The organism is Desertivirga xinjiangensis (assembly GCF_024436435.1).
In the GTDB taxonomy this organism is placed as follows: Bacteria; Bacteroidota; Bacteroidia; order Sphingobacteriales; family Sphingobacteriaceae; genus Desertivirga; species Desertivirga xinjiangensis.
The window spans coordinates 48,367-71,214 of record NZ_JAFMZP010000008.1 but is presented as its reverse complement, the minus strand read 5'-3'; the positions used below and the strand labels follow the sequence as shown (position 1 = coordinate 71,214).

19 protein-coding genes are annotated in these 22,848 nt (G+C 41.4%); 7 read left to right on the top strand and 12 right to left on the bottom strand.

Features of this window, described 5'->3' with window-relative positions; genetic code table 11:
• Nucleotides 1-57 precede the first annotated feature (57 nt).
• The gene (ruvC, locus tag J3P37_RS17855) at nucleotides 58-630 is read left to right on the top strand and encodes a crossover junction endodeoxyribonuclease RuvC (protein WP_256012827.1); all 573 of its coding nucleotides are present in this window, start codon (nucleotides 58-60) and stop codon (nucleotides 628-630) included.
• A 17-nt stretch (nucleotides 631-647) separates the two neighbouring features.
• Here the strand turns inward: ruvC and J3P37_RS17850 are convergent, their stop codons facing one another.
• The 8 genes from J3P37_RS17850 to J3P37_RS17815 form a co-directional block, all read right to left on the bottom strand.
• A complete protein-coding gene (locus J3P37_RS17850; protein WP_256012722.1) occupies nucleotides 648-1,046 on the bottom strand; it encodes an HIT family protein in 399 nt (132 codons plus the stop codon).
• A 3-nt stretch (nucleotides 1,047-1,049) separates the two neighbouring features.
• Nucleotides 1,050-1,523, bottom strand: a complete 474-nt coding sequence (gene greA / locus J3P37_RS17845; RefSeq protein ID WP_256012721.1) for a transcription elongation factor GreA — start codon at nucleotides 1,521-1,523, stop codon at nucleotides 1,050-1,052.
• Between the two features lie 172 nt (nucleotides 1,524-1,695).
• A complete protein-coding gene (locus J3P37_RS17840; protein WP_256012720.1) occupies nucleotides 1,696-2,541 on the bottom strand; it encodes an N-acetylglucosamine kinase in 846 nt (281 codons plus the stop codon).
• Nucleotides 2,541-2,930, bottom strand: coding sequence for a response regulator (locus J3P37_RS17835; RefSeq protein ID WP_256012719.1), 390 nt, complete (start codon nucleotides 2,928-2,930; stop codon nucleotides 2,541-2,543). The genes J3P37_RS17840 and J3P37_RS17835 overlap by 1 nt, the downstream gene beginning before the upstream one ends.
• Before the next feature lie 264 nt (nucleotides 2,931-3,194).
• A complete protein-coding gene (locus J3P37_RS17830) occupies nucleotides 3,195-4,505 on the bottom strand; it encodes a TolC family protein (RefSeq protein WP_256012718.1) in 1,311 nt (436 codons plus the stop codon).
• 9 nt (nucleotides 4,506-4,514) lie between these two features.
• Nucleotides 4,515-7,625 carry an efflux RND transporter permease subunit gene (locus J3P37_RS17825; RefSeq protein ID WP_256012717.1) on the bottom strand — a complete coding sequence of 1,037 codons (3,111 nt, stop codon included), beginning with the start codon at nucleotides 7,623-7,625 and terminating at the stop codon, nucleotides 4,515-4,517.
• 14 nt (nucleotides 7,626-7,639) lie between these two features.
• Nucleotides 7,640-8,710, bottom strand: a complete 1,071-nt coding sequence (locus tag J3P37_RS17820) for an efflux RND transporter periplasmic adaptor subunit (protein ID WP_256012716.1) — start codon at nucleotides 8,708-8,710, stop codon at nucleotides 7,640-7,642.
• 9 nt (nucleotides 8,711-8,719) lie between these two features.
• Nucleotides 8,720-9,181, bottom strand: coding sequence for a MarR family winged helix-turn-helix transcriptional regulator (locus J3P37_RS17815; protein ID WP_256012715.1), 462 nt, complete (start codon nucleotides 9,179-9,181; stop codon nucleotides 8,720-8,722).
• 73 nt (nucleotides 9,182-9,254) lie between these two features.
• Between J3P37_RS17815 and J3P37_RS17810 the strand changes: the two genes are divergently transcribed.
• The 4 genes from J3P37_RS17810 (at nucleotide 9,255) to J3P37_RS17795 (ending at nucleotide 14,178) form a co-directional block, all read left to right on the top strand.
• Nucleotides 9,255-11,147, top strand: coding sequence for a M61 family metallopeptidase (locus tag J3P37_RS17810; RefSeq protein ID WP_256012714.1), 1,893 nt, complete (start codon nucleotides 9,255-9,257; stop codon nucleotides 11,145-11,147).
• A 79-nt stretch (nucleotides 11,148-11,226) separates the two neighbouring features.
• Entirely contained in the window at nucleotides 11,227-11,442 is a 216-nt protein-coding gene (locus tag J3P37_RS17805) for a FeoA family protein (RefSeq protein WP_256012713.1), read from the top strand.
• 8 nt (nucleotides 11,443-11,450) lie between these two features.
• On the top strand, nucleotides 11,451-13,565 hold the full coding sequence (feoB, locus tag J3P37_RS17800) for a ferrous iron transport protein B (protein WP_256012712.1): 2,115 nt from the start codon (nucleotides 11,451-11,453) through the stop codon (nucleotides 13,563-13,565).
• A 4-nt stretch (nucleotides 13,566-13,569) separates the two neighbouring features.
• Complete coding sequence (locus J3P37_RS17795; protein ID WP_256012711.1) at nucleotides 13,570-14,178, top strand: SprT-like domain-containing protein; 609 nt, start codon at nucleotides 13,570-13,572, stop codon at nucleotides 14,176-14,178.
• A 58-nt stretch (nucleotides 14,179-14,236) separates the two neighbouring features.
• Here the strand turns inward: J3P37_RS17795 and J3P37_RS17790 are convergent, their stop codons facing one another.
• From J3P37_RS17790 to eda, 3 genes are all read right to left on the bottom strand, one after another.
• On the bottom strand, nucleotides 14,237-15,859 hold the full coding sequence (locus tag J3P37_RS17790; protein ID WP_256012710.1) for an NADP-dependent glyceraldehyde-3-phosphate dehydrogenase: 1,623 nt from the start codon (nucleotides 15,857-15,859) through the stop codon (nucleotides 14,237-14,239).
• Between the two features lie 169 nt (nucleotides 15,860-16,028).
• Entirely contained in the window at nucleotides 16,029-17,474 is a 1,446-nt protein-coding gene (locus tag J3P37_RS17785) for an MFS transporter (protein ID WP_256012709.1), read from the bottom strand.
• A 27-nt stretch (nucleotides 17,475-17,501) separates the two neighbouring features.
• Complete coding sequence (gene eda, locus J3P37_RS17780) at nucleotides 17,502-18,161, bottom strand: bifunctional 4-hydroxy-2-oxoglutarate aldolase/2-dehydro-3-deoxy-phosphogluconate aldolase (protein ID WP_256012708.1); 660 nt, start codon at nucleotides 18,159-18,161, stop codon at nucleotides 17,502-17,504.
• A gap of 239 nt (nucleotides 18,162-18,400) precedes the next feature.
• On the opposite strand from eda, the gene J3P37_RS17775 reads away from it, so the two are divergent.
• Both J3P37_RS17775 and J3P37_RS17770 read left to right on the top strand, forming a co-directional pair.
• Nucleotides 18,401-19,426 (top strand): sugar kinase, encoded by a 1,026-nt coding sequence (locus J3P37_RS17775; protein WP_256012707.1) that lies wholly within the window; start codon nucleotides 18,401-18,403, stop codon nucleotides 19,424-19,426.
• An 82-nt stretch (nucleotides 19,427-19,508) separates the two neighbouring features.
• Nucleotides 19,509-19,952, top strand: coding sequence for a NanQ anomerase/TabA/YiaL family protein (locus tag J3P37_RS17770; RefSeq protein WP_256012706.1), 444 nt, complete (start codon nucleotides 19,509-19,511; stop codon nucleotides 19,950-19,952).
• Between the two features lie 123 nt (nucleotides 19,953-20,075).
• Here J3P37_RS17770 and J3P37_RS17765 read toward each other — a convergent pair whose 3' ends face one another.
• Entirely contained in the window at nucleotides 20,076-22,832 is a 2,757-nt protein-coding gene (locus tag J3P37_RS17765) for a PAS domain S-box protein (RefSeq protein WP_256012705.1), read from the bottom strand.
• Between the last annotated feature and the right edge of the window lie 16 nt (nucleotides 22,833-22,848).

Genomic DNA, 22,848 nt, shown 5'->3' with positions numbered 1-22,848 from the left:
ACAATTAATGTAAAGGGTAAATGGCATTTGAACTTTAAAAGCCGTATAATTGTTTGGATGCTGAAAGAAAAATCGAAAGAGCGAATTATACTGGGAATTGACCCGGGCACTTCCATAATGGGATATGGTATTGTGAAAGAGACTGGAAACAGTACAGGGCTGATTTGTTTAGGTGTTGTAAAACTGGACCATCTGGACGACCATCCTTTAAAACTAAATCACATCTTTGAAAAAACTGTAGCTCTAATTGATGAATATCATCCGGATTGTCTTGCCATTGAAGCGCCTTTCTATGGAAAAAACATCCAGGTAATGTTAAAACTCGGCAGAGCCCAGGGAGTGGCAATGGCTGCGGCCCTGTCCCGTAGTCTTCCCATCTTCGAGTATTCGCCAAGAAAGATTAAACAGTCTATAACAGGAAACGGCAGTGCAACAAAAGAACAAGTGGCCGCGATGCTTCAAACCCTGCTAAAGTTTACTGAAACTCCGCAATTCCTTGATGCCACAGATGGTTTGGCAGTAGCAGTTTGCCATTCCTTTCAACGGATCTCCAGCGGAGGAAGTGCAAAAAAAAGCTATTCAGGATGGGATACTTTTGTTAAAGATAATCAAAAGCGAATTGTAAAATAGTTCCACAGAAATGGCATTTACAACGCCATTTCTGTGGATATTTTCTGTGCTATATCGTCTAACTGTTCTGCCGAAAGCTTGAGCTTCGGTCTTGAAAAGTTCATATCGTCAATAGACGTAAATGGAATGAGATGAACGTGTGTATGCGGCACTTCCAAACCCATAACGGTAATTCCGATTCTTTCACAAGGAATTGCCTTCTTCAATCCCGAGGCTACTTTCTTAACAAAGGCTTGCAGATCGAGATAACTTTCATCATCCATGTCGAAGATGTAATCAACCTCCTTTTTGGGGATTACCAGTACATGCCCCATAACGAGCGGGCTTATATCCAGAAAGGCGAGATGTTTTTCATCCTCAGCCACTTTATGACAAGGAATCTCTCCTGCAACTATTTTTGAAAAGATCGATGCCATAAACTACCTTGAGATCTCCAGAATTTCAAACTCCATGCTACCTGCCGGTACTGCTATTTCAGCCCTTTCTCCTACCGACTTCCCAAGTAGTCCTTTCGCAATGGGAGACTTAACAGAAATCTTACCTGACTTCAGGTCTGCTTCCGTTTCAGAAACCAATTGATATGTCATGGTAGCGCCGTTTTTTGTATTTTTTATTTTAACGATAGACAAGGCCAATACTTTGGACGTATCCAATTTCGATTCGTCAATAAGCCTGGCATGAGCAAGCGTATCCTCTAGCTTCGCAATTTTTGTTTCGTGATGACCTTGCGCTTCTTTTGCTGCATCGTACTCGGCGTTCTCAGAAAGGTCGCCTTTATCACGGGCTTCGGCAATAGCTTTGGCAATTTGTGCACGCCCTTCAGTTTTTAAAAAATGTAACTCTTCCTTCAGTTTTTCTAATCCCTCTTTACTATAATAAGTTATCTCAGCCATTTTGCATGTTTTTGGTTCAAGTGTATAAAAAACAAACAAGACTACACCTGCCTTGTAGCTGGTATAGTCTTGCCTTATTAACACGAAGATATATTTACTGACTTATAAATGCAAATATTAATATATTCATTGCATAGAATAAACAGTATTCACTGAGAATTGATTTTTTTTACTAAGATTTCTTTATGATGAAATCGGCTAGATCTCTTATAGGTTTAGACAAGACCTTCCCCATTTTAATTCTATACGCAGAACAAACAGAAGCCAATACGTCCTGAAAATAATAAGCAATAGAACCTACAAAATGACAGGGGTGAGATTGATGTCCGGGATAAGGCAATAAATGAGAATTTATAAATAAATCAAAGCCCTTATATAATAGGTCTTCAACAAACGGTTCAGAACGGTGCCCACTAAGGAACTTACTGAAAGAAGCAATATAAAAATTAGGAAGCGGCTCCTGATAGACATTCTTAATGATACTGTCTTTTGAGATAGGATATTCTTTCAAAAATGACGCCTTTAGGCCTGCAGGCATCGTATCGTATAAACAGGAAGTAATCAGTGCCCTGCCAAAATAGGTACCAGATCCTTCATCTCCCAGAATAAAACCAAGCCCATGAACACTTTCCTGAACTTCCTTTCCATTATAAAAGGCGATATTGGAGGATGTTCCTAAGATACATGTGAACCCACTGCTATTGCCACAAGTAGCATATGCGGAACCTAATGCGTCATTTTCAACGTTTATATACGCTTTAGAAAAAACCTTCGAAAGGCCGTTTGACACTATCTCCCTTTTATCGGGCGTAGAGCAGCCCTCTCCAAAAAAATGCACCTCTTTTATGCGGGAGTTAAATTCCTGGATCTCGTCATAGGCCGACAATACCTTACAAATTTCCTTATCATTAACAAAATAAGGATTTATTCCTTTAGTGGTAAATTCAAGGTACTCAGAGTCGTTAAATTTTAATATCCAGTCTGTTTTAGTTGAACCGCTATCGGCAATTAAAATCATTATCTTATATCTTCAAGAACACTAACCGTTAGTGGTTTCCCAATAAATTTGGTTACAAGACTGTTACCTTCAACCCTTCTAAGGTCACTAGGATCCAAAGATGACGAAAGAACAAAAATTTTAAGTTTACTGTCTTCGGTAGTTATCTCTTTTAATTTTTGTAAAAACTCGAATCCGTTCATTTCAGGCATACGAATATCCAGAAAAATCACCTCCGGCAAGGTTTGCTCATTGTAGCATTTGTTTAAATACTCAATCGCTGCAACAGGGGAATCCATAACCACAACATCATCAGCAAACATACAGTTTTCTAATATCTTGCGATTAATCAGATTGTCGATGTAACTATCATCAATCAACAAAACAGATCTATATTTTGAATCCCTCATATTTATCCCCGGCTTTCTGGTGACATTATACGCGCCGAATTACTTAAGGTTCTATAAACTTTTGCTAAAAGTACAAAAAGAATTAATTTATTAAATTAAGATTACCAGAAATCTCCTTTAATGTTATTTCAGCAAGTACAAAAAGATTTCAGATTACCAAAAATCTCCTTTAACATTATTTCAGCAAGTACAAAAAGATTTAATTTATTAAATCAAGATTACCAGAAATCTCCTTTAACGTTATTTCAGCAAATACAAAAAGATTTAATTTATTAAATCAAGATTACCAGAAATCTCCTTTAACGTTATTTCAGCAAGCTTCGCCTGGTACTGTGCATTGCTGAACCTTACACTTGCATTTACATAATTCAATTGGGCATCCCGGATTTCAACCTGGCTAATACTTCCAAGTCGGTATTTCTCCATAGTAATGTCCAGATTTTGTCTTGCAATCTGCTGATTTTTTTCTTCAAGCTCCAAAAGACTAAGGTTAGTTCTATAGGTCTGAAAAGCACTGGAAAGCTGCGCATTAACGCTTTGATTAATCCTTTCATAATCAAGGCCGGCGCTCTCTATAGCTATCGCAGCATTCTTTTCATTTCGCTTTTGCAGAAAGCCGTTGAATATGTTGATCGATGCAGAGATCCCGTAGTTAAATCCCCGCCCCGTGTTCAACGTGGAGAAACCAAGGGCCGATTCGGTACGATTGAAATTATAGCCGGTATTTACTCCAATAACGGGGTACCTGGCCGCCTTAACCTGTTTCAGATCAAGCTCCGCAAGCCGCTTACTTATCAAAGCAGCTTTTAGTGATGGATTCTGACTTAGAGCTGCGGTTTTAAGTTCAGCCAGGGAAAGGTCATCGTTGATTGGAAAATCATCCGCAACCGTAAAATGAATATTCACATCCCTGCCCATCAAATTGTTTAAATCGATCTGAGTATTGCGATACAGTTCCTGTTGTTTTAAAAGATTGGTGGTATCGGTATTATAATCCACCTGAGCATTCAAAACTTCAAGTCTTGCCGACTTACCAATTTCAAAACGGTTCTGGGCTGTTAATACACGCTGATGTGAGAGGTCGACAGCTGTATCATAAGCCTTCAGTTGCTGTTGCTGCTGTACAAGATCGTAATAACGGGTAATTACGTCACCCAATGTACTCAACACGGTAAGCCTGAGATTGGTTTCTCCTAGCTTTTGCAGTTCTTGTAACTGGTCATACCTGGCAAACATGCCAAATCCGTCAAATACTGTCCAGTTAAGACTTACCCCATAATTTAAGGTTGCCCCCTTGGCGTTGTTTCTTTCGGTGACTTCTCCGGTCGACCTTGTCTGTGAACTATTCTGAATGGTGTTGTTGTTCGCCAGTACACCTTCTACAGAAGGAATCATTCCGGCATTTGCCAGGCTGACATTATTTTCACTTACTTCAACATCATTTTTAACGATACGGATATTAAAATTATTTTCAAGTGCTATCGCTACAGCTTGTTCAAGTGTTAATCGTTCTTGTGCCCTGATTGAAATACAACAAATCACCAGTAGCAAAAACAACACTGCTTTATACTTCATATAAATAAATTAATGGCTGGTTACCAGTTCCTCTTTTTCAAATGCTTCAATATTATCAAATTCAGGACGATGTTTCCGTTCTTTTGACCACATGGAATATATGGCTGGAATCACGAACAGAGTGAGTATGAGAGAGAATATAGTGCCACCAACAATTACAATGCCCATACCCATCCGGCTTTGAGCTGCCGCCCCCAGGGCCATAGCGATAGGTAAAGCTCCCAGGGCGATAGCCAGACTTGTCATTAAGATCGGCCGTAAACGCGCTTCGGCAGCCTCCATAATAGCCTCCATTTTGGGCTTACCCTGTTCTCTGAGCTGGTTTGCAAACTCCACAATCAAAATTCCGTTCTTCGTCACCAGCCCTATTAGCATAATAGTGCCTATCTGACTGAAAATATTCCATGTTTGTCCAAAAAGCCACAGAGACAACATGGCGCCTGCTACAGCCATCGGAACCGTAAGGATGATTATAAGTGGATCGAGAAAGCTTTCGAACTGGGCGGCCAGAATGAGATAGATTAAAAGTAGCGCTAAGCCAAATGCAAACAAAGTATTAGAGCTACTTTCCACAAAGTCGCGCGATTCTCCGCCGAGATCAGTTGTAAAGGTATCATCCAGTACTTTTTCAGCAATTCTATCCATTGCTTCAATACCATCACCAATACTTTTACCCGGAGCCAGACCTGCCGACACTGTTGCTGACATATACCGGTTGTTATGATACAGCTGTGGCGGACTACTGCGTTCTTCGAGCGTTACGAGATTGTCGAGCTGAATTAACTTTCCGGTGCTGCTTCGTACAAATAATGATGTCAGATCTAAGGGATCATTCCTGTCTGCACGTGCAAACTGTCCCATTACCTGATATTGACGTCCGTTCATGATAAAGTATCCGAAACGCTGGCCGCTCAAAGACAGTTGCAAGGTTTGTGCAACATCAATCACAGATACTCCCAGACTTTGTGCTTTCTCCCGGTCGATAGAGATATTGATCTCAGGCTTGTTAAATTTTAAATTCACATCCGAAACACTGAATGTGGGATCTTCATTAACTGCGTTCATAAATACAGGGATCTTTTCCTCTAACTTATCAAAAGTCTGAGCCTGTATAATATACTGAATAGGCTGCCCGCCTCTTCGGTTCACTGAGATCGTAGGCTGCTGCACCACGTTTGTACGTGCCTCAGAGTATTTTTTAGTTACCTTAGTCAGATAATCGGCAACCTCCTTTTGAGAACGCTCCCGCTCTTTTACCGGTTTAAGTGCTATACGCATCATCCCGTTATTTACAGAACCTGCACCACCGAAATTCGGAGAAGTAAGAACCAGGTTAACGGCCTTCTCAGGAACAGAGTCGTTAACCATCTCGGTCAGTTCTTTCATAAATCGATCAGTATATTCAAAAGAGGAACCCTCGGGCGCAGTTACCTGCACCCTCAGCATGCTCCTGTCGTCGTAGGGTGCGGTTTCTTTCTGCAAAATTTTAAAGAAAAGGAATATCAGGCCAAGACAGGCAAGAATTATCGGGTAACTCAGGTATTTCTTTTTCATGAAGCTGCCAAGGGCTTCAGCATAACCTTTGTTCATCCTTTCGAAGTAAGGCTCTGACCAGAGATAAAATTTAGAATGCTTTTGAACACCGCCTTTCATTAAGTACGCGTTAAGCATCGGTGTCAGCGTTAGGGAAACGAACGCAGAAATCAATACCGCAGCCCCTATTACCACACCGAACTCCCGGAACAAGCGGCCAACAAAGCCTTCTAAAAATATAACCGGAAGAAAAACAGCTGCCAATGTGATTGAAATTGAAATAACCGCCATAAAGATTTCGTTGGATCCTTTTACAGCAGCCTCAATCGGAGACATCCCTTCTTCAACCTTTTTGTAAATGTTCTCTGTTACCACAATACCATCGTCTACCACCAGCCCGGTAGCCAGGACTATGGCAAGCAGGGTCAGCACGTTCACCGAAAAACCAGCGAGATACATGATAAAGAACGTAGCTATAAGTGAAACCGGGATATCTATTAATGGCCTGAAGGCAATACCCCAATCTCTAAAGAACAAATAAATGATTAGAATAACCAGTACAAGAGCTATCAGAATAGTTTCAGCTACTTCAATAACCGACGCCCTGATAAAAGAGGTGTTATCCATCGCGATATTAAGCTGTAAGTCTTTTGGTAATTCAGCCTTTAATTTATCGAATTCCTTATAGAACTTATCTGCGATATCAAGATAGTTTGTTCCTGGCTGTGGGATTACAGCCAAACCCACCATAGGCTGGCCCGATTCGGTCATTTTCTTTTCAAGATCTTCGGGTCCAAGCTCTGCCTTTCCCACATCACTAAACCGAATGATATTGGTGGCGTCCGATTTTACGATAAGATTGTTAAACTGCTCCTCGGAAGAAAGATTTCCCAGAGTCTTCACAACCAGTTCAGTATTTTCCCCACTTACTTTGCCTGAAGGTAATTCAACGTTCTGACTATTCAAGGCATTCCTTACATCCGATACGGTCAGGCCATAAGAGGCAAGCTTTACAGGGTTAAGCCATAAACGCATGGCATATCTTTTCTGACCCCAGATCTGGATACTGCTCACACCAGGAATCGTTTGCAGCCGCTGAGAGATAACGTTTTCAGCATAATCGCTCAATTGCAGCTGGTCTCTCGTACTGCTTCTTACCGTCATAGTTATAATAGGCTCAGAATCAGCATCGGCTTTAGATACCACAGGAGGGGTATCGATGTCCTCTGGTAGCTGGCGCAAAGCTTCCGATACTTTGTCTCTCACATCGTTTGCTGCCTCTTCAAGGTTTTTCTCAAGGTTAAACTCAATATTTATTGAGCTTGAGCCTTGGTTACTGGTCGATGAAATATTCCGGATACCATCAATAGAATTAATGGCCTTTTCTAAGGGCTCTGTAATTTGCGACTCAATGATGTCGGCATTTGCACCTGAATAATTTGTTCGCACTGATACGATTGCAGGATCAATCGAGGGATATTCCCGGATCCCTAAAAAAGAAAAGCCTATTAAACCAAATAGAATCAAAATTAAATTGATCACAATGGTTAATACTGGCCGCTTAATACTGGTGGTTGATAAACTCATCTCTGCCTCCTATTCTACTTGTTATCTATTTTCACCTGAACCGGACTACCAGCCTTTAGGGCCATAATTCCTGTAGTTAATACCGTATCACCGGCTTTCAACCCTGAGGTGATCAGTATTTCTTTTTCTGTACGTGTAGAGGTCGCAACTTTAACTTCTTCCGCTTTACCATTCTTAGACACTAAAACCTTTTTACCTTCCTGTTCAGGTATAATAGCCTCAGTTGGCACTAATATAGCTTTCTCAATATTAGATAGCGGAAGCTGGATATTTGCAAATAAGCCAGGAACCAAACCTCCCCCCGGGTTTTCGGCGCGCGCTCTCAGTCTCAGAGTGCGGGTATTGGTCTCAACCTGAGGTTCAATAGCGTATACTTTTGCAGTATATTTCTTTTCCAGTCCGGATACAGTAAAGTCGACATCTGTATTTACTTTCACATCCATAGCATATTTTTCCGGAACGTTAAAAGTGATCTTTACCGGATTTGTATTCACCAGATTTGCAACCACTGTTGTAGGCACAAGATACTCACCAACAGACACGGCTCTAAGTCCTATCTTCCCGTTGAAAGGAGCTTTTATTACCGTTTTTGCCAATTGCGCCTTCACCAATGCAGTCTGGGAACGTAAGGAACGGAATTCGGCTAAAGAAGCATCATATTCTTCCCTGCTGATAGCTTCCTTTTGCAAAAGCAGCCGGGCTCGTTTTTCGTTTTCTCCAGCCAGATTCTGTTTTGTTACCGCCTGGGCAAGCTGTGCCCTTAATTCGGAATCATCAATTGTCAACAAAGTTTGCCCCCTGGTAACATTACTTCCTTCCCTGAAATAGATCCCTCTGATCAATCCTGATATCTCACTTCTCAGCTGAACCTGTTCATTCGCCTCTATCGTACCCGTAACAGCAAGCGAGTTTGAAAAATTTCTCGGTTCTACTACCACACCATCTACGCGCATAGGTTGTCCTCCCGCTTTGCCGGTTTTCGCCGAAGCCCCTTTACCTCCGCCCTTATTGCTAACGATCCGGTACACAATCAGAGAGCCGAAACCGACAACAAGCAACGTGTAAATAATGTACTTTAATTTCATATCTAAGTGCTATTTTTTATAATTGATGATAATATTAAATGGCTTAATATCAACCAAATTACTCTCAATTTGATTGATAACTTCCAAAAAAGTATTTATTTGTGTGTTTGTTAGATTCGCTAACGACTTTTTGTTGAGCTCTTCGGTAACCTCTCTGATCTTGGTCACCGCAGGCTTTGCTTTATCGGTAAGTTTGATCACTTGCTGACGACGATCATTAACGTTCGTCTCCCGGGTTACATATCCGTTTCCCTCAAGGTAATTTATTATTCCCACTACGAAAGATTTATCTACTTCCAGATTTTCAGCGAGTGCTTTTTGCGTTAGAGTTTCCTTATGGTCGTCGATCAGCACAAGCACATACTGATACCTGTCAATATCCAGACCTTTCGTTTGTTGCGAATAAACACTAAGGTATTTCTTTGTAAGGGATATCAGTAATCGGTTTAAAGGCTTTCCTCCAATATGCATAAAAACAAAAACTCAAAACTAAGGGTGGAATTGCAAGAAAGTTTAGTGTATCAACTATTTTACAAGATATTAAATGAAGGAAATCAGCCGATATTATACACTTTCTGTTAAGGATTCGGCTGATAAAATTAAATTTGCAAAAATGCCGACTATGAAAGGATTATTTTATACACTCACTCTACTTTTTTCTATGACACTTATATCTAATGAGACCAGGGCCGCAATACAGATAAATTACGAAGTCTCATTTCCCGAAGCTCAGGCTCACTATATAGACGTTCAAATGAATGTAGCAGGAATTTCAAAAGATTATCTTGATATTAAAATGCCCGTTTGGGCACCTGGCTCATATCTGGTTCGTGAATTTGCTAAAAATGTTGAGGGTTTTTCAGTAAAAGGTACTAACAATGCGCCCCTGGAGTTTCAAAAGACTAACAAAAATACATGGAGGATAACTACCCGGAAAAGCAATAATATTAGTGTAAGCTACCGGGTTTATGCTTTTGAGCTTTCAGTACGCACAAGTTTTGTAGACGCCTCCCATGCCTTTTTATCCACAAGTGGTATTTTCATGTATATTGATAATCTTATCAATATACCGGCTAGCATCACCATAGAACCTCATAACAACTGGAAAACAATTTCAACAGGCCTCGAGCCGGTAAGGGGTAAAAAAAACACCTATTATGCACCAAATTTCGACATTTTGTACGACTCTCCCATAGAAGTGGGAAACCAGGAAGTTTTTGAATTCAACGCATCGGGCGTAAAACACCAGGTAGCTATGTACGGAGGCGGCAATTATGATAAAGTCCGCTTAAGTGCGGATATGACAAAGATCATAGAGGCCGAAACTTCAATTTTTGGAGAAAATCCGAATAAACGCTACGTATTTATTGTACATAATACGCTAAATGGCGGCGGCGGACTGGAGCACCTGAACTCGACTGTTCTCGGCGCAAAGCGCAACGCATATTCTGACGAAAATTCCTACACAGGTTTCCTTGGACTAGTAGCTCATGAATATTTCCATTTATGGAATGTTAAAAGGTTACGACCGATAGCTTTGGGGCCGTTTAATTATGATACAGAAAATTATACTAACAGCCTTTGGATAGCAGAAGGCTTTACAGCCTACTATGATAACCTGACCTTGCGTCGTACCGGCGTTTTCTCCCCGGAAAAATACCTTGAAGTGATCAGTGCTGATATCAATACCGTCGAAAATCAGCCGGGAAATAAGTTTCAGCCTGTAAGCGAGGCGAGTTTTGATGCATGGATAAAATACTATCGCCCCCACGAAAACTCACGAAACTCGACTATATCTTACTATGATAAAGGCTCATTACTTGGTATGATTATCGACCTTGAGATCCTTGGTGCAACAAAAGGACGAAAGGGCCTGGACGACGTAATGAAAGCAATGTACGATGAGTACTATAAAAAACAAAAAAGAGGCTATACCGACGCGGAGTTCAGAACGATGGCTGAGAAGTTTGCAGGAAAATCGCTTGAAAAAATATATACTGATTATGTAAATGGCACTCAGCCGATAAGCTATAATAATTATCTTGGTCACGCCGGCATTTATCTTTCAAAAGAAAGCAGGTGTGATGTGCCCATGCTGGGGATAGGGTCTGCGCTTAGAGATGGAAAACTGATAATTACGAGTGTTGCGAGAAATAGCTCAGCATGGAATGACGGCCTCAATGTCAACGATGAGCTTATTGCCATTGATAACAACCGCATTAGTACCGGTGCCGATCAGGGTAAGAGCGACCTCGACAGGATAATTACTTCCAGGAAAGTGGGTGATAAAATTAAAGTGCTGATTTCCAGGGATGGCATTATTCAAACCTTAGAAGTCACACTGACAGGAAATCCGTATGCCAGGTTTAAACTTGAGCTTGATAAAAACGCAACAACAGAACAATTAGCTGTACGCAAAAGGTGGTTGAATTTATAAGAATAAATCTAAGCTTTTAGGTTTCTTATTTGGATTTATTACAAATAGACTTACCTTTGTCTCAGTTTAGAATTAAGACATGAAGCTTTCACAACTGCTACCGGGGCAAACTGGAATTATAAAAGAGTTTACTGATCTTGAGATGTCAGTTAAACTTATGGAGATGGGTTGTCTTCCTGGCGAATCCATTGTGGTTGAGCGTTTTGCTCCACTAGGCGACCCAATGGCAATCCGGGTATCTGGTTACCAGTTGAGCCTTCGCAAGAATGAAGCTTCAACAATTATTTTGCAATAGAGATATAAGTGAACGGTGATCTGAAAGTTGCACTGATTGGAAATCCCAATACAGGAAAATCTACACTATTTAATGTTTTAACGGGCTTAAATCAGAAAGTAGGAAACTTTCCGGGAGTTACCGTTGATAAGAAGACCGGTTTCTGCAAACTTGCGGACGGAAGAACTGCGCAGGTCATCGACTTACCTGGTACGTACAGTCTTTATCCCAAAAGCAAGGACGAGACTATTGTTTTTGAAGTCCTTGCTGATAAAAATAACCCATCGCATCCCGACCTGCTACTGGTTGTTGCAGATGCCTCCAACCTGAAGCGCAATCTGCTGTTATATACTCAGGTTGCAGATCTTAAAATTCCCGTGATAATAGCTCTGAACATGATAGACCTGGCTTCAAAGGCGGGTACAGATATCAATGTAGACGAGCTTTCGTCGCGCCTGGGAGTTCAGGTTATTCCAATATGTGCCCGTAAAGGCGATAATATTGAGAAATTAAAGGAGGCTATAGCTTATGCGCCATCTACTGCCTTGCAGGCGGATACCATTGAAGTGGAAGCTTTAGCTCCTGGTCTTATCCGTAAGATCCAGGATGAAATATTGGTTGACAAGCCTTACACTGCCCTGCAGCTGGCTCATCAGCATGAAAACCTGCGCTATTTACCTCCAGCTCAAAGCGAACGGATAGAAGAAATTGAGCAGGAGTTTTCATTTCACTCTTCTAAAGTTCAGGCCGCAGAGACAATAGCCCGCTATAATTTTATTAACGATATCTTGTTTGATACCGTTAAATTCAAACAGGAGGCAGAAAAAGAGAACCTTAGTAACAAGATAGATAAGATCCTTACCCATAAGATCTGGGGCTTCACAATCTTCTTCGCAATACTATTCCTACTTTTTCAGGCAATTTTCGCATGGTCTGAATACCCGATGACCCTCATTGAAAGTCTTTTTACCTGGTTAACAAATACGGCCCATGAAGTACTGCCTTCTGGGGTATTCACAGACCTGCTGGTAGACGGAGTGCTTGCGGGGCTCAGTGGTGTATTGGTTTTCATTCCTCAGATTGCTATACTTTTTGCTTTTATTTCTATCCTTGAAGATACCGGTTATATGGCCAGAGTGACTTTTATGATGGATAAGATCATGCGTAAGGTAGGTCTGAATGGAAAATCCGTGGTACCCCTAATTGGAGGATTAGCGTGCGCGGTTCCGTCTATAATGAGCGCCCGTACAATAGAAAACTGGAAGGACCGGATAATCACAATCATGGTTACGCCGCTGGTTAGCTGCTCCGCACGACTGCCTATTTATACCCTGCTCATCTCTCTGGTAGTTCCCGATCAGAAAATCTGGGGTTTTATAAACATGCAGGGTGTAGCACTCATGGGTATGTACGTTCTGAGCATGGTGATGGCCTTTGTGGTGGCATGGGTAATGAAGCTGATCATCCATTCAAAAGACAAGGGATACTTTATAATGGAATTGCCGGTCTATCGAATGCCTCGCTGGGATAACATAGGCCTTACGATGTATGAAAAAGTTAAGGCATTTGTTTTCGAAGCTGGAAAGATCATTGTAGCCATATCTATCGTTTTATGGGTACTTGCATCCTACGGGCCACCAGAAAAACAAAGAGAGCTGGAAAAGAAATATCAATCAGCTGAATACGTAGCTAATTATTCTCCTGAAGAGCTTGAAAGGTTAAAATCATCAGAGAAACTTGAAAACTCCTATGCGGGGATATTTGGCAAAGCGATAGAGCCCTCAATTAAACCCCTGGGATTTGATTGGAAGATAGGGATATCGCTGATCACCTCATTTGCTGCCAGGGAAGTCTTCGTGGGCACCATGGCAACAATATATAGTGTAGACAATGACGAAGCGCATATGGATTCTGTGAGGGAAAAGATGGCCCAGGCTAAAAACCCCGAGACAGGAGAACCAGTGTTCACATTTGCCGTCGCATTCTCTCTAATGGTGTTTTATGCGTTTGCAATGCAATGCATGAGTACGCTCGCTATCGTTTACAGAGAAACTAAAAGCTGGAAATGGCCCTTGATTCAATTGGTTTATATGACGGCTCTTGCGTATTTTGCAAGCTTATTAGTGTACAACCTTCTCAAATAATCTATTGGATAAAGTTGCCATTCTTTCCAAATATATTCCAGCTGAAGCTGCTCCGGTCATAGCTAAATGGATAGACTACTATAAATGCGATTTTAAAGTCTCACGAAACAGGAATACTAAGTTTGGTGATTATCGCTCGCCGCATGGTGGGCACCATCATCGTATATCTGTTAATTATGACCTTAATTCGTATGCTTTTCTGGTTACAACAGTGCACGAATTTGCCCATCTACTGACATGGAATGAGCATAAAGGCCGTGTAAAACCCCATGGAAATGAGTGGAAAATAAATTTCAAAAAAATGATGCAGCCTTTTTTTGAAAAAGATATATTTCCCCGGGACTTGAAGCAAGTACTTCAGGCCTACCTGGAAAACCCGGCCGCCTCAAGTTGCAGCGACATGAGCTTGTTCAGGGCACTTAAAAAGTATGACGAAAATCCTGGCGTTCTGATTGAAAGCTTACCTATAAAGACGGTATTTCAGATAAAGGATGGAAGAGTGTTTGCCAGGGGCGAAGTGCTGCGGAAGCGTATAAAATGTACAGAGACTGATACCGGACGAATATACCTGTTCAGTCCGCTAGCTGAAGTTTATCCTTTAAAAGAAGCATAAGCAGGTCAGGAATCATCCCAACCTGCTCTAGCTCTGAAGAACAAACTAAAAGTATATCTTAAAAAATAAATTTAGTACTTAAGAAATTCGAGTTATTCTCTCCGATAATATCATTTATCAGCTGCTTATTATTTTCATTCAGCTTGGTAGCAACTAAAGATCGGATTGAGAAGGAGCGTAAAGCATCCACAACTGACAAGGTACCTTCTGCGCTATCCTTTCTACCCGTGAATGGAAAAACATCCGGGCCGCGCTGACACTGGCAGTTTATATTTACACGGCTTACCTGGTTAACAAGAGGGTCTATTAATGAAGCAAGTTCATCAGCATCATTACTAAAAATGCTCACCTGCTGGCCGTGCGTGGATTCAATAAGATAGTCGATCGGTTCTTCTAAGTCGGTGAATGGTACGACTGGAATAACCGGACCGAATTGTTCTTCCCTGTAAAGCTTCATGTCTTTGTTTACCGGGTAAACAATTGCCGGGTATACAAACGACTCGTGGCTTTCACCGCCATGTTCGTTAATTACAGAAGCTCCGTGTGCCAGTGCATCATCTATACATTCCTTTAAATAAGCAGGCTTATGCGGCTCCGGAAGAGGGGTAAGAGCCACGCCTTTTTCCCATGGCATGCCGTATTTCAGCTTCGAAACTTCTTCCGACAAAAGCTTTAAAAACTCATCTACAACAGATTGATGTACGAAAATAATTTTCAAGGCTGTACAACGCTGACCATTGAAGGATAAAGAGCCCAGCACGGTTTCGCTTACCGCCAGCTTCAAATCAGCCTTGTCAGAGATTATGGCTGCATTTTTTGCATCCAGCCCTAGAATTGCACGTAGCCTGTTCACTTTAGGGTGCAGTTTTTTGAGCTGATCGGCTACCTTGCTTGATCCAATTAATGTCAGAACATTAATTTTTCCCGACTGCATCAAAGCAGGCACGATGGTATGGCCCCGACCATAAATGGTATTAACAACTCCTTTTGGAAAACATTCTCTAAACGCATTCAATAAAGGATAATGCAATAGGGTACCGTGCTTAGGTGGTTTAAACAGCAGCGTATTGCCCATGATCAAAGCAGGGATCAGGGTAGTAAACGTCTCATTCAAAGGATAATTGAATGGTCCCATACATAATACTACACCCAGCGGAGAGCGGCGGATCTGTGCAACAATTCCCTGTTCTATTTCAAAACGGGATGACTGGCGGTCAACATCTTTAAGGGCATCAATAGTAGCGTAAATATATTCCACTGTCCGGTCGAACTCTTTTACAGAATCGGCATAAGATTTACCTATTTCCCACATGATCAGCTTCACCACAATATCCTTTTGCTCGATCATCTTGTGGGTGAAATCCTCCACGCACTTTATTCTATCCTGAACACTCATAGTAGGCCATTGCCCCCTGCCGTTATCATAGGCAGCGACAGCGGCTTCAAGAGCGTCATTAGCCTCCTTCTCTGTGCAAACCGGATAGGTCCCTATTAATTTACGTTTTAAACCGTCGGGGGTTCGGATACAGACCGGCGAATATACCGGGTGTACATCGCCACTCCAGCTTTTCATTTCCCCATTACTAAGGAACTCCTTCTGATGAACCTCTGAGATAAGAAATTCTGAAGGAATCTCACTCTCCTCAACAAATATTGATTCGAGATCTAATTGTTCGTTCATTATCATACTTTATTATTGCGGAAGCCATCCTTTTATTTAACAGCAGATGGCCTGGTTATAAATGACATCTGTTAAACCGGGGGGAAATTAAAAAAAAATCCCCGGTATTCCCGGGGATTCGTCTTTTGTGATATTCTTATTAAATTCTGTTTTCTAATAGAACAGAATTCTACAAATCTGTAATAGGTTGGTATTTTGGAACAAGTGCTTTCATCACGACCCATCCTATGAGATAACAAACCGCACAGATAGAGAAGATAACGAAATAACCCGCCTCTTTACCCTGGAAGCCCATAAACTTCATTTGAGTCTCCCCGGCAAAAGTAAACAGCACCCCGGATCCTTTATTGATCACAGTAGAGCCTAATCCTCCTGCCATGCCTCCTATACCGGTAACTGTTGCAATAGCCTTCTTAGGGAACATATCACCAACCGTCGAAAAGATATTTGCGGACCATGACTGGTGAGCAGCACCTGCAATACCGATAATAATTACCGGAATCCAGTACGTAGTCTGACCTAATGGTTGTGCCAGTAAAGCCAGCAGAGGGAAAAACGCGAAGATCAACATTGCTCTCATACGGCCTGCATATGGGTCCATCCCCTTCTTATCCACAAAGTAGGATGGCAGCCATCCTCCTATAATTGAAAGAAGAGTTATCATATAAAGTACGAAAAGCGGCAATGCACTTTCAGTAGAGTCCATGCCGTAAATGTCGGCAAGATAAGCTGGAGTCCAGAACAGGAAGAACCACCAAACACCATCTGTCATAAACTTTCCGAAAGCAAAGGCCCAGGTTTGTTTATACTGGAGGCATTTCACAAAAGACAGCTTGCCTTCCGGAGAAGCTCCTGTTACAGGTTCTGAAATGTGCTCATTGATAACAACATCTTGTTGGATATAGGCTAGTTCAGCAGCATTCACCTTAGGGTGAACTTCTGGCTTGTTATAAATGAAAATCCAGAATCCCATCCAGACAAATCCTAATACACCAATGATCAGGAACGCCATCTCCCATCCATAAGCTTCCGCAATAAAAGGGATACTCACAGGCGCTGCTAGAGCTCCAACCGTTGCTCCGGCATTGAAAATACTGGTTGATAATGCTCTGTCTTTTTTAGGAAAATATTCCGCTGTAGCTTTAATTGCTGCCGGAAAGTTTCCGGCTTCACCTAAGGCAAGTACAAAACGTGCAAAAATAAAAAGCGTAACACTTGTTGACAACACTAGTGCAGTATCGCCAACGGTCTCGATATGCTCTTTTGCGCCGCCGAAGCTTACAAACCAGTTTCCGGTAAGGATGCCCGAGGTAGCAATACCGCAATATGCATGAATACATGCACCTAATGACCAGATACCGATTGCCCAAAGAAAACCTTTTTTAGTATCCATCCAGTCAACAAAGCGGCCGGCGATAAGCATTGACCCTGCATAGAAGATTGAGAACAATGCTGTGATTGTTCCATAATCGCTGTCTGTCCAATGAAACTCCGGAACAAGATGGTCTTTCCAGGTTAAGGAAAGAACCTGCCTGTCCAGGTAGTTAATGGTGGTAGCAAAAAACAGAAGACCGCATATGGTCCATCTGTGATTGCTTAACTTTTGTGATTCCATTTCGTGTGTTTATAAATTGGTTATTTTTTAGCGACTGGAATTGATCGTTTCAAGCACCTTAGTGGTGTTTTCTGTCAACAAATCATATTGTTTGTTGTCCATGATATCTTTAGTAACCAAATTGCTGCCCATACCAACTGCACAAACACCGGCTTTAAACCATCCTGAAATGTTCTCTTTAGTAGTATCAACACCGCCTGTAGGCATGAAAAGAAGGTTCGGAAATAAGGCTTTGATACCTGAAAGGAAGCTTGGGCCTAAGATATTGCCAGGGAATAATTTAACGAATTTAGCGCCTAACTTTTCCGCTTTGATAATTTCTGAAGGAGTCATACAACCAGGGACCCAGAGAATACCTCTTGCTTCTGCCCATTCAGCAACATCTTCAACTAATCCCGGACTGATTACGTAATCTGCACCAGCGTTAACGAAAGCTTCAGCTGAGGCTGCATCTTTAATTGTACCAACACCAAGTAACATTCCCGGAAGTTCAGCATCAATTACTTTCTTCATTTCTGCAAAGTTAGCCAAAGCTGCTTCCCCCCTGTTCGTATACTCTACTGTTCTTATGCCAGCATTATATAACGCTCTTAATAACTCAACACTTGTTTCTGCATCTTTATTGAAGTACAATGGTAATATTCCTTGTTCAGTAATTACTTTTAAAACTTCTGTCTTTTTGCTCATATTAATAAATGGAATTTAAATGATTTACAACTGGGGGCTAAAGTAGAAAATTTAAATAAATTAAAAGTACTCTGGCCCGAAACATGATGAGAATCACTTACTAAGTACCAGAAAATTTACGCAAACGTTCCCGGTATTTTTTTCAAAGAATTACACTAAGTCTTTAACTTTAATGTACTTTTGCCCCAAATCTTAAGAATTTTTAAACCCTCTTATTAAAATTTAAATAGTCTAATACGATGTCAAAAAAAGTAGTAACCCTGGGCGAGATCATGTTACGCCTCTCAACTCCGGGATTCGAGCGTTTTGTACAAAGCGATAGCTTTGATGTAACTTACGGTGGTGGTGAAGCTAACGTTGCTGTAGCTGTATCTAATTATGGCTTAGATGGCGTATTTGTTTCTAAAGTTCCTGATAACGCTATCGGACAGGCTGCAATCAATCACTTGCGCCGTTATGGTGTAGATACTCAGTATGTAGCCAGAGGAGGAAAAAGACTGGGTATTTACTTCCTTGAAACTGGTGCTTCAGCCAGAGCTTCTCAGGTGATTTATGACCGCGCTGATGCTGCAATTTCTGAAGTGGATGCTTCTGAATTTGACTTTGATGCTATTTTTGAAGGAGCAGACTGGTTCCATACAACTGGTATTACTCCTGCATTAAGTGATAAAGCTGCGGCCTTAACTTTAGCAGCATTAAAAGCGGCAAAAGCAAAAGGTATTACTACAAGTATCGATTTGAACTACCGTAAAAAACTATGGAGCAAAGAGAAAGCTAAAGAAGTAATGACTGAACTTTGCCAGTACGTTGACGTTTGTATCGGTAACGAAGAAGATGCAGAAACTACTCTAGGTTTCAAAAGCGAGGGCACAGATATCACTAAAGGTGAATTAAATCTTGACGGATACAAATCTGTGTTCAAACAAATGAAAGAAAAATTCGGATTCAAATATATTGCTTCAACTTTACGTGAAAGCCACAGTGCTTCTGATAACGGTTGGTCAGCACTTGTTTACGACGGAAATGAATTCTACCACACAAAACAATATGAAGTTCGTATCGTTGACCGTGTTGGTTCTGGTGATTCATTCGCATCGGGCTTCATCTACGGTCTGGTAACTGGCTTACCTTTCGGTGAGGCTGCTGAGTTTGGTGTGGCTGCATCGGCATTAAAACACACAATTCCTGGCGACCTAAACCACGCTACTCTATCTGAAGTATCTACTCTGATGAAAGGTGATGCTTCCGGCCGTGTTCAGCGCTAAAATTTCCTAGGGAATTAATTATATTGTCCGTCTTACTATCTTAGTAAGACGGATTTTTTATTAACCATCAAGATTTAAAACCATGATCATAGATTCATTAGAAAATGCAGATAAGTATTCGAGTGTGCATCCTTCATTTGCCAAAGCATTTGAATGGCTAAAAGGCCAGGACCTGGCTGCAATCGAAGTTGGAAAATACGATATCGATGAGAACCTGAAAGCTGCGGTATCAAATAAAGACGGTGTAGCAGAAGATGCTGCAAAGTTCGAGTGCCATAACAACTTCATCGATATCCAGGTTTGTATCTCTGCCCGTGAGAAAATGGGATGGACCACACGCAGTGCCTGCACTAATCCTGCCGGGGAATATAACCCAGAAAAAGATGTTCTTTTTTTCAATGACAAACCAGGTATGTACTTTGAGCTTCAATCAAATCAGTTTGCTGTATTCTTCCCTGAAGATGTACATGCACCGATGATTGGCGAAGGGGCTATCAAGAAGCTTGTAATAAAGGTTAGAAAATAACCAACATGTTAAGCACACTCGGCACGCGTGCGCCAGCACATGAACTCTAAGGATAGACGACTACGATTTGTTAGCTCACGCGTGCCGAGTGTGCTAACAAATCGACTTATCAAAACCCTGGATCTATCCTGCCGCTTGAAAATAGTTTTCTATTTTCGAATAGAGATCGCCGGGATTGAAAGGCTTCAGCAGATAATCATTCATTCCGGCTTTGCCAATGTTCTCTACATCTGCAGACGATATAGAAGCTGTCAGAGCAATTATAGGCAAATCCCTATAAGATCCTCCGGCCAGCTTTCTTATCTTATCTGTGGCTTCAAAGCCATCCATTTCGGGCATTTGAATATCCATCAGAACAAGATTGTAGTTTTTCTTCAAAACCTTTTCCACTGCCACTTTTCCGTTTTCGGCGAATTCAACATCAATTCCCCATTTACTTAATACCTTGCGGGCTAAAAAACAGTTGATCTGATTATCATCCGCAACAAGTACAGTTCCTTTCAGTTGCTGAGTGATTTCAATTTTTTTATTCAACGCTTGTTGATTTGCTTTTTGAAACTCAATAGTAAAAGTAAATTTCGTCCCTTCACCTATTTTACTTTCAACAAAGATCTCAGAGTGGTGAAGTTCAATAAGTTTCTTTGTAATTGAAAGCCCTAAACCGGTTCCGCCGTATTTTCTTGTTGTATCTGCTCCTGCCTGCTTGTACACTTCAAAGATCTGCCCTAATTTATCAGCAGGTATACCTATACCAGTATCCGAGATTTGAAACTTTAGGGATACTGAGTCCTGGGTCTCCTTTACCATATCCAGCTTAAGCTTGATTTCACCTTTCTCAGTGAATTTTAATGAATTTCCAAGGATATTCATCATGATCTGGTAAAGCCTTGTGTCGTCCCCTTTGATTAATTCCGGTACGTTTGCATCTATCTCAAAATTAAAAGCTATCCCTTTCTCTACAGCCTTAAACTGCACAGAACTCATTGTCTTTGAAATCAAATCCTTAAGCGCTACTTCTGTTTGCTCCAGTTCAAGATTACCGGTTTCAATCTTAGTAAGGTCGAGGATATCATTAATTAAGGCCATTAGATTTTCCGCCGAGAAATTCAACAGACTTAAACTTTCCGCCTGTGACTCAGAAGTATTCTCTTCATACAAAACCCTTGAAAGGCCCAGCACAGCATTTAAGGGAGTCCGTATCTCGTGGCTCATTACCGATAAAAACATCTCCTTAGCCTTACTCAACTGAAGTGCTTCTTCTTTAGCTCTTATCAATTCAAACTCTGCATACTTGCGTAGCGTTATATCATTAATAATCTCTATTTGCCGGATCACATTTCCATTATCGTCAAAGACCGGGGTGTTCGACACAGATAGCCAAACAGGCTCATTGTCTTTCCGATAATTTAAAGTTTCAAGGTTATATGGTTTCCGCTGGGCAGACAATTCACGTACCTGTGCAAGTTCGTCCATATTGGTACCGGCGCCTAGAAGCAGATCGCCCGCACGACGAGATAATACATCTTCTAAAGTATAGCCGGTAATTTCTGTGAACGAATCATTAACCCAGGTAACTTTACCATCCTTGTCTGTAATAATTACCCCGTTTGCAGTCTTACTGGCCACAAGAGATAACAACTTCACCTGTTCTTCCGCCTGTTTACGTAATGTGATATCTACAGCGATTGCTATCTGCTTTTCCATCGACCCATCCTCGCCAAAGATCGGATTATTGCAAATATACAGCCAGATAGGGCTTTTGTCCTTTTTATGTAAGACGACCTCAATCTCATAAGGGCGTTTTTCCTTCAGGGCTAGCTTGGCATGTTCTACCACCTTGAGATCCGTATCCTTCCCAATCAGCGAGTCCCCGAAAACATGCCCACGTAGTTCGTCAAGAGTATATCCCGTGATATTTTCAAAGGCTTTATTCATCCACAAAACTCTATTCTTATCATCCCTGATAAGCACACCACTCGCGCTTTTATTAGCAGCGAGCGAAAGCAGTTCCAGCTCGTCTGTTATCTTTTTCTGATCGGTAACATCCCTGCCATTAATTAACCAGCGGCCAGTTTGCTTAGTGTCGTGCCAGGCAAACCACTTGTATTCTCCTGATTTACATAATATCCGTGTTTCCAGTCTGAAATCTGTTTCTCCCCGGGCTAATGCAGCTTCGATTCCCGGCATTACTCTATCCCTGTCTCCAGGCTGGCAGTATGACCAGATGTTTTTACCCAGCATCTCTTCAACCGAATAACCCAGCAAATGCTCTACTGATTTATTAACCATTAAGATAGAGCCCTGATCATCGAGTATGGCATGTAGTTCAGGGGAATTATTGAAGATACTGAACATTTGCTCATGCCTGTTAACAAGCGCCTGTAACTGCCAGTTCTTTTTTTGGGTTTCCAAATGGCAAACTACCTCTCCGGCAAGTATCTGCAGGGCATCGCGCTGTTCATCAGACAACTTTTTTGGCAAGTTGTCAGCCACACATACAGTACCAATGCACTGACCTTCGGGGCCGATCAGTGGAGCACCTGCATAAAAACGTGTGTCAGAAAAGGCACCCAGGTCCTTTTTGGAAAAATATGGATCGTTATGAATATCCTGAATTTCGAGAATAGAATCTTTTTGAATCGTATAATGGCAAAGCGATTGATCCCTGCGGGTCTCAGAAAGTTCAAAACCGATTTTTGATTTGAACCATTGACGGGACTCATCAACAAGCGAAATAAATGCAACAGGTGTTTGGCAGATATAGGATGCAAGCCGGGTTATTGCATCAAACTCTTTTTCCGCAGCCGTATCAAGTATGTGGTAGTTAAAAAGAGCGTCTAAACGCTCTTTTTCATTCGTATTTCTTTTCAAACCCATCATTGTACCAAATAATGAC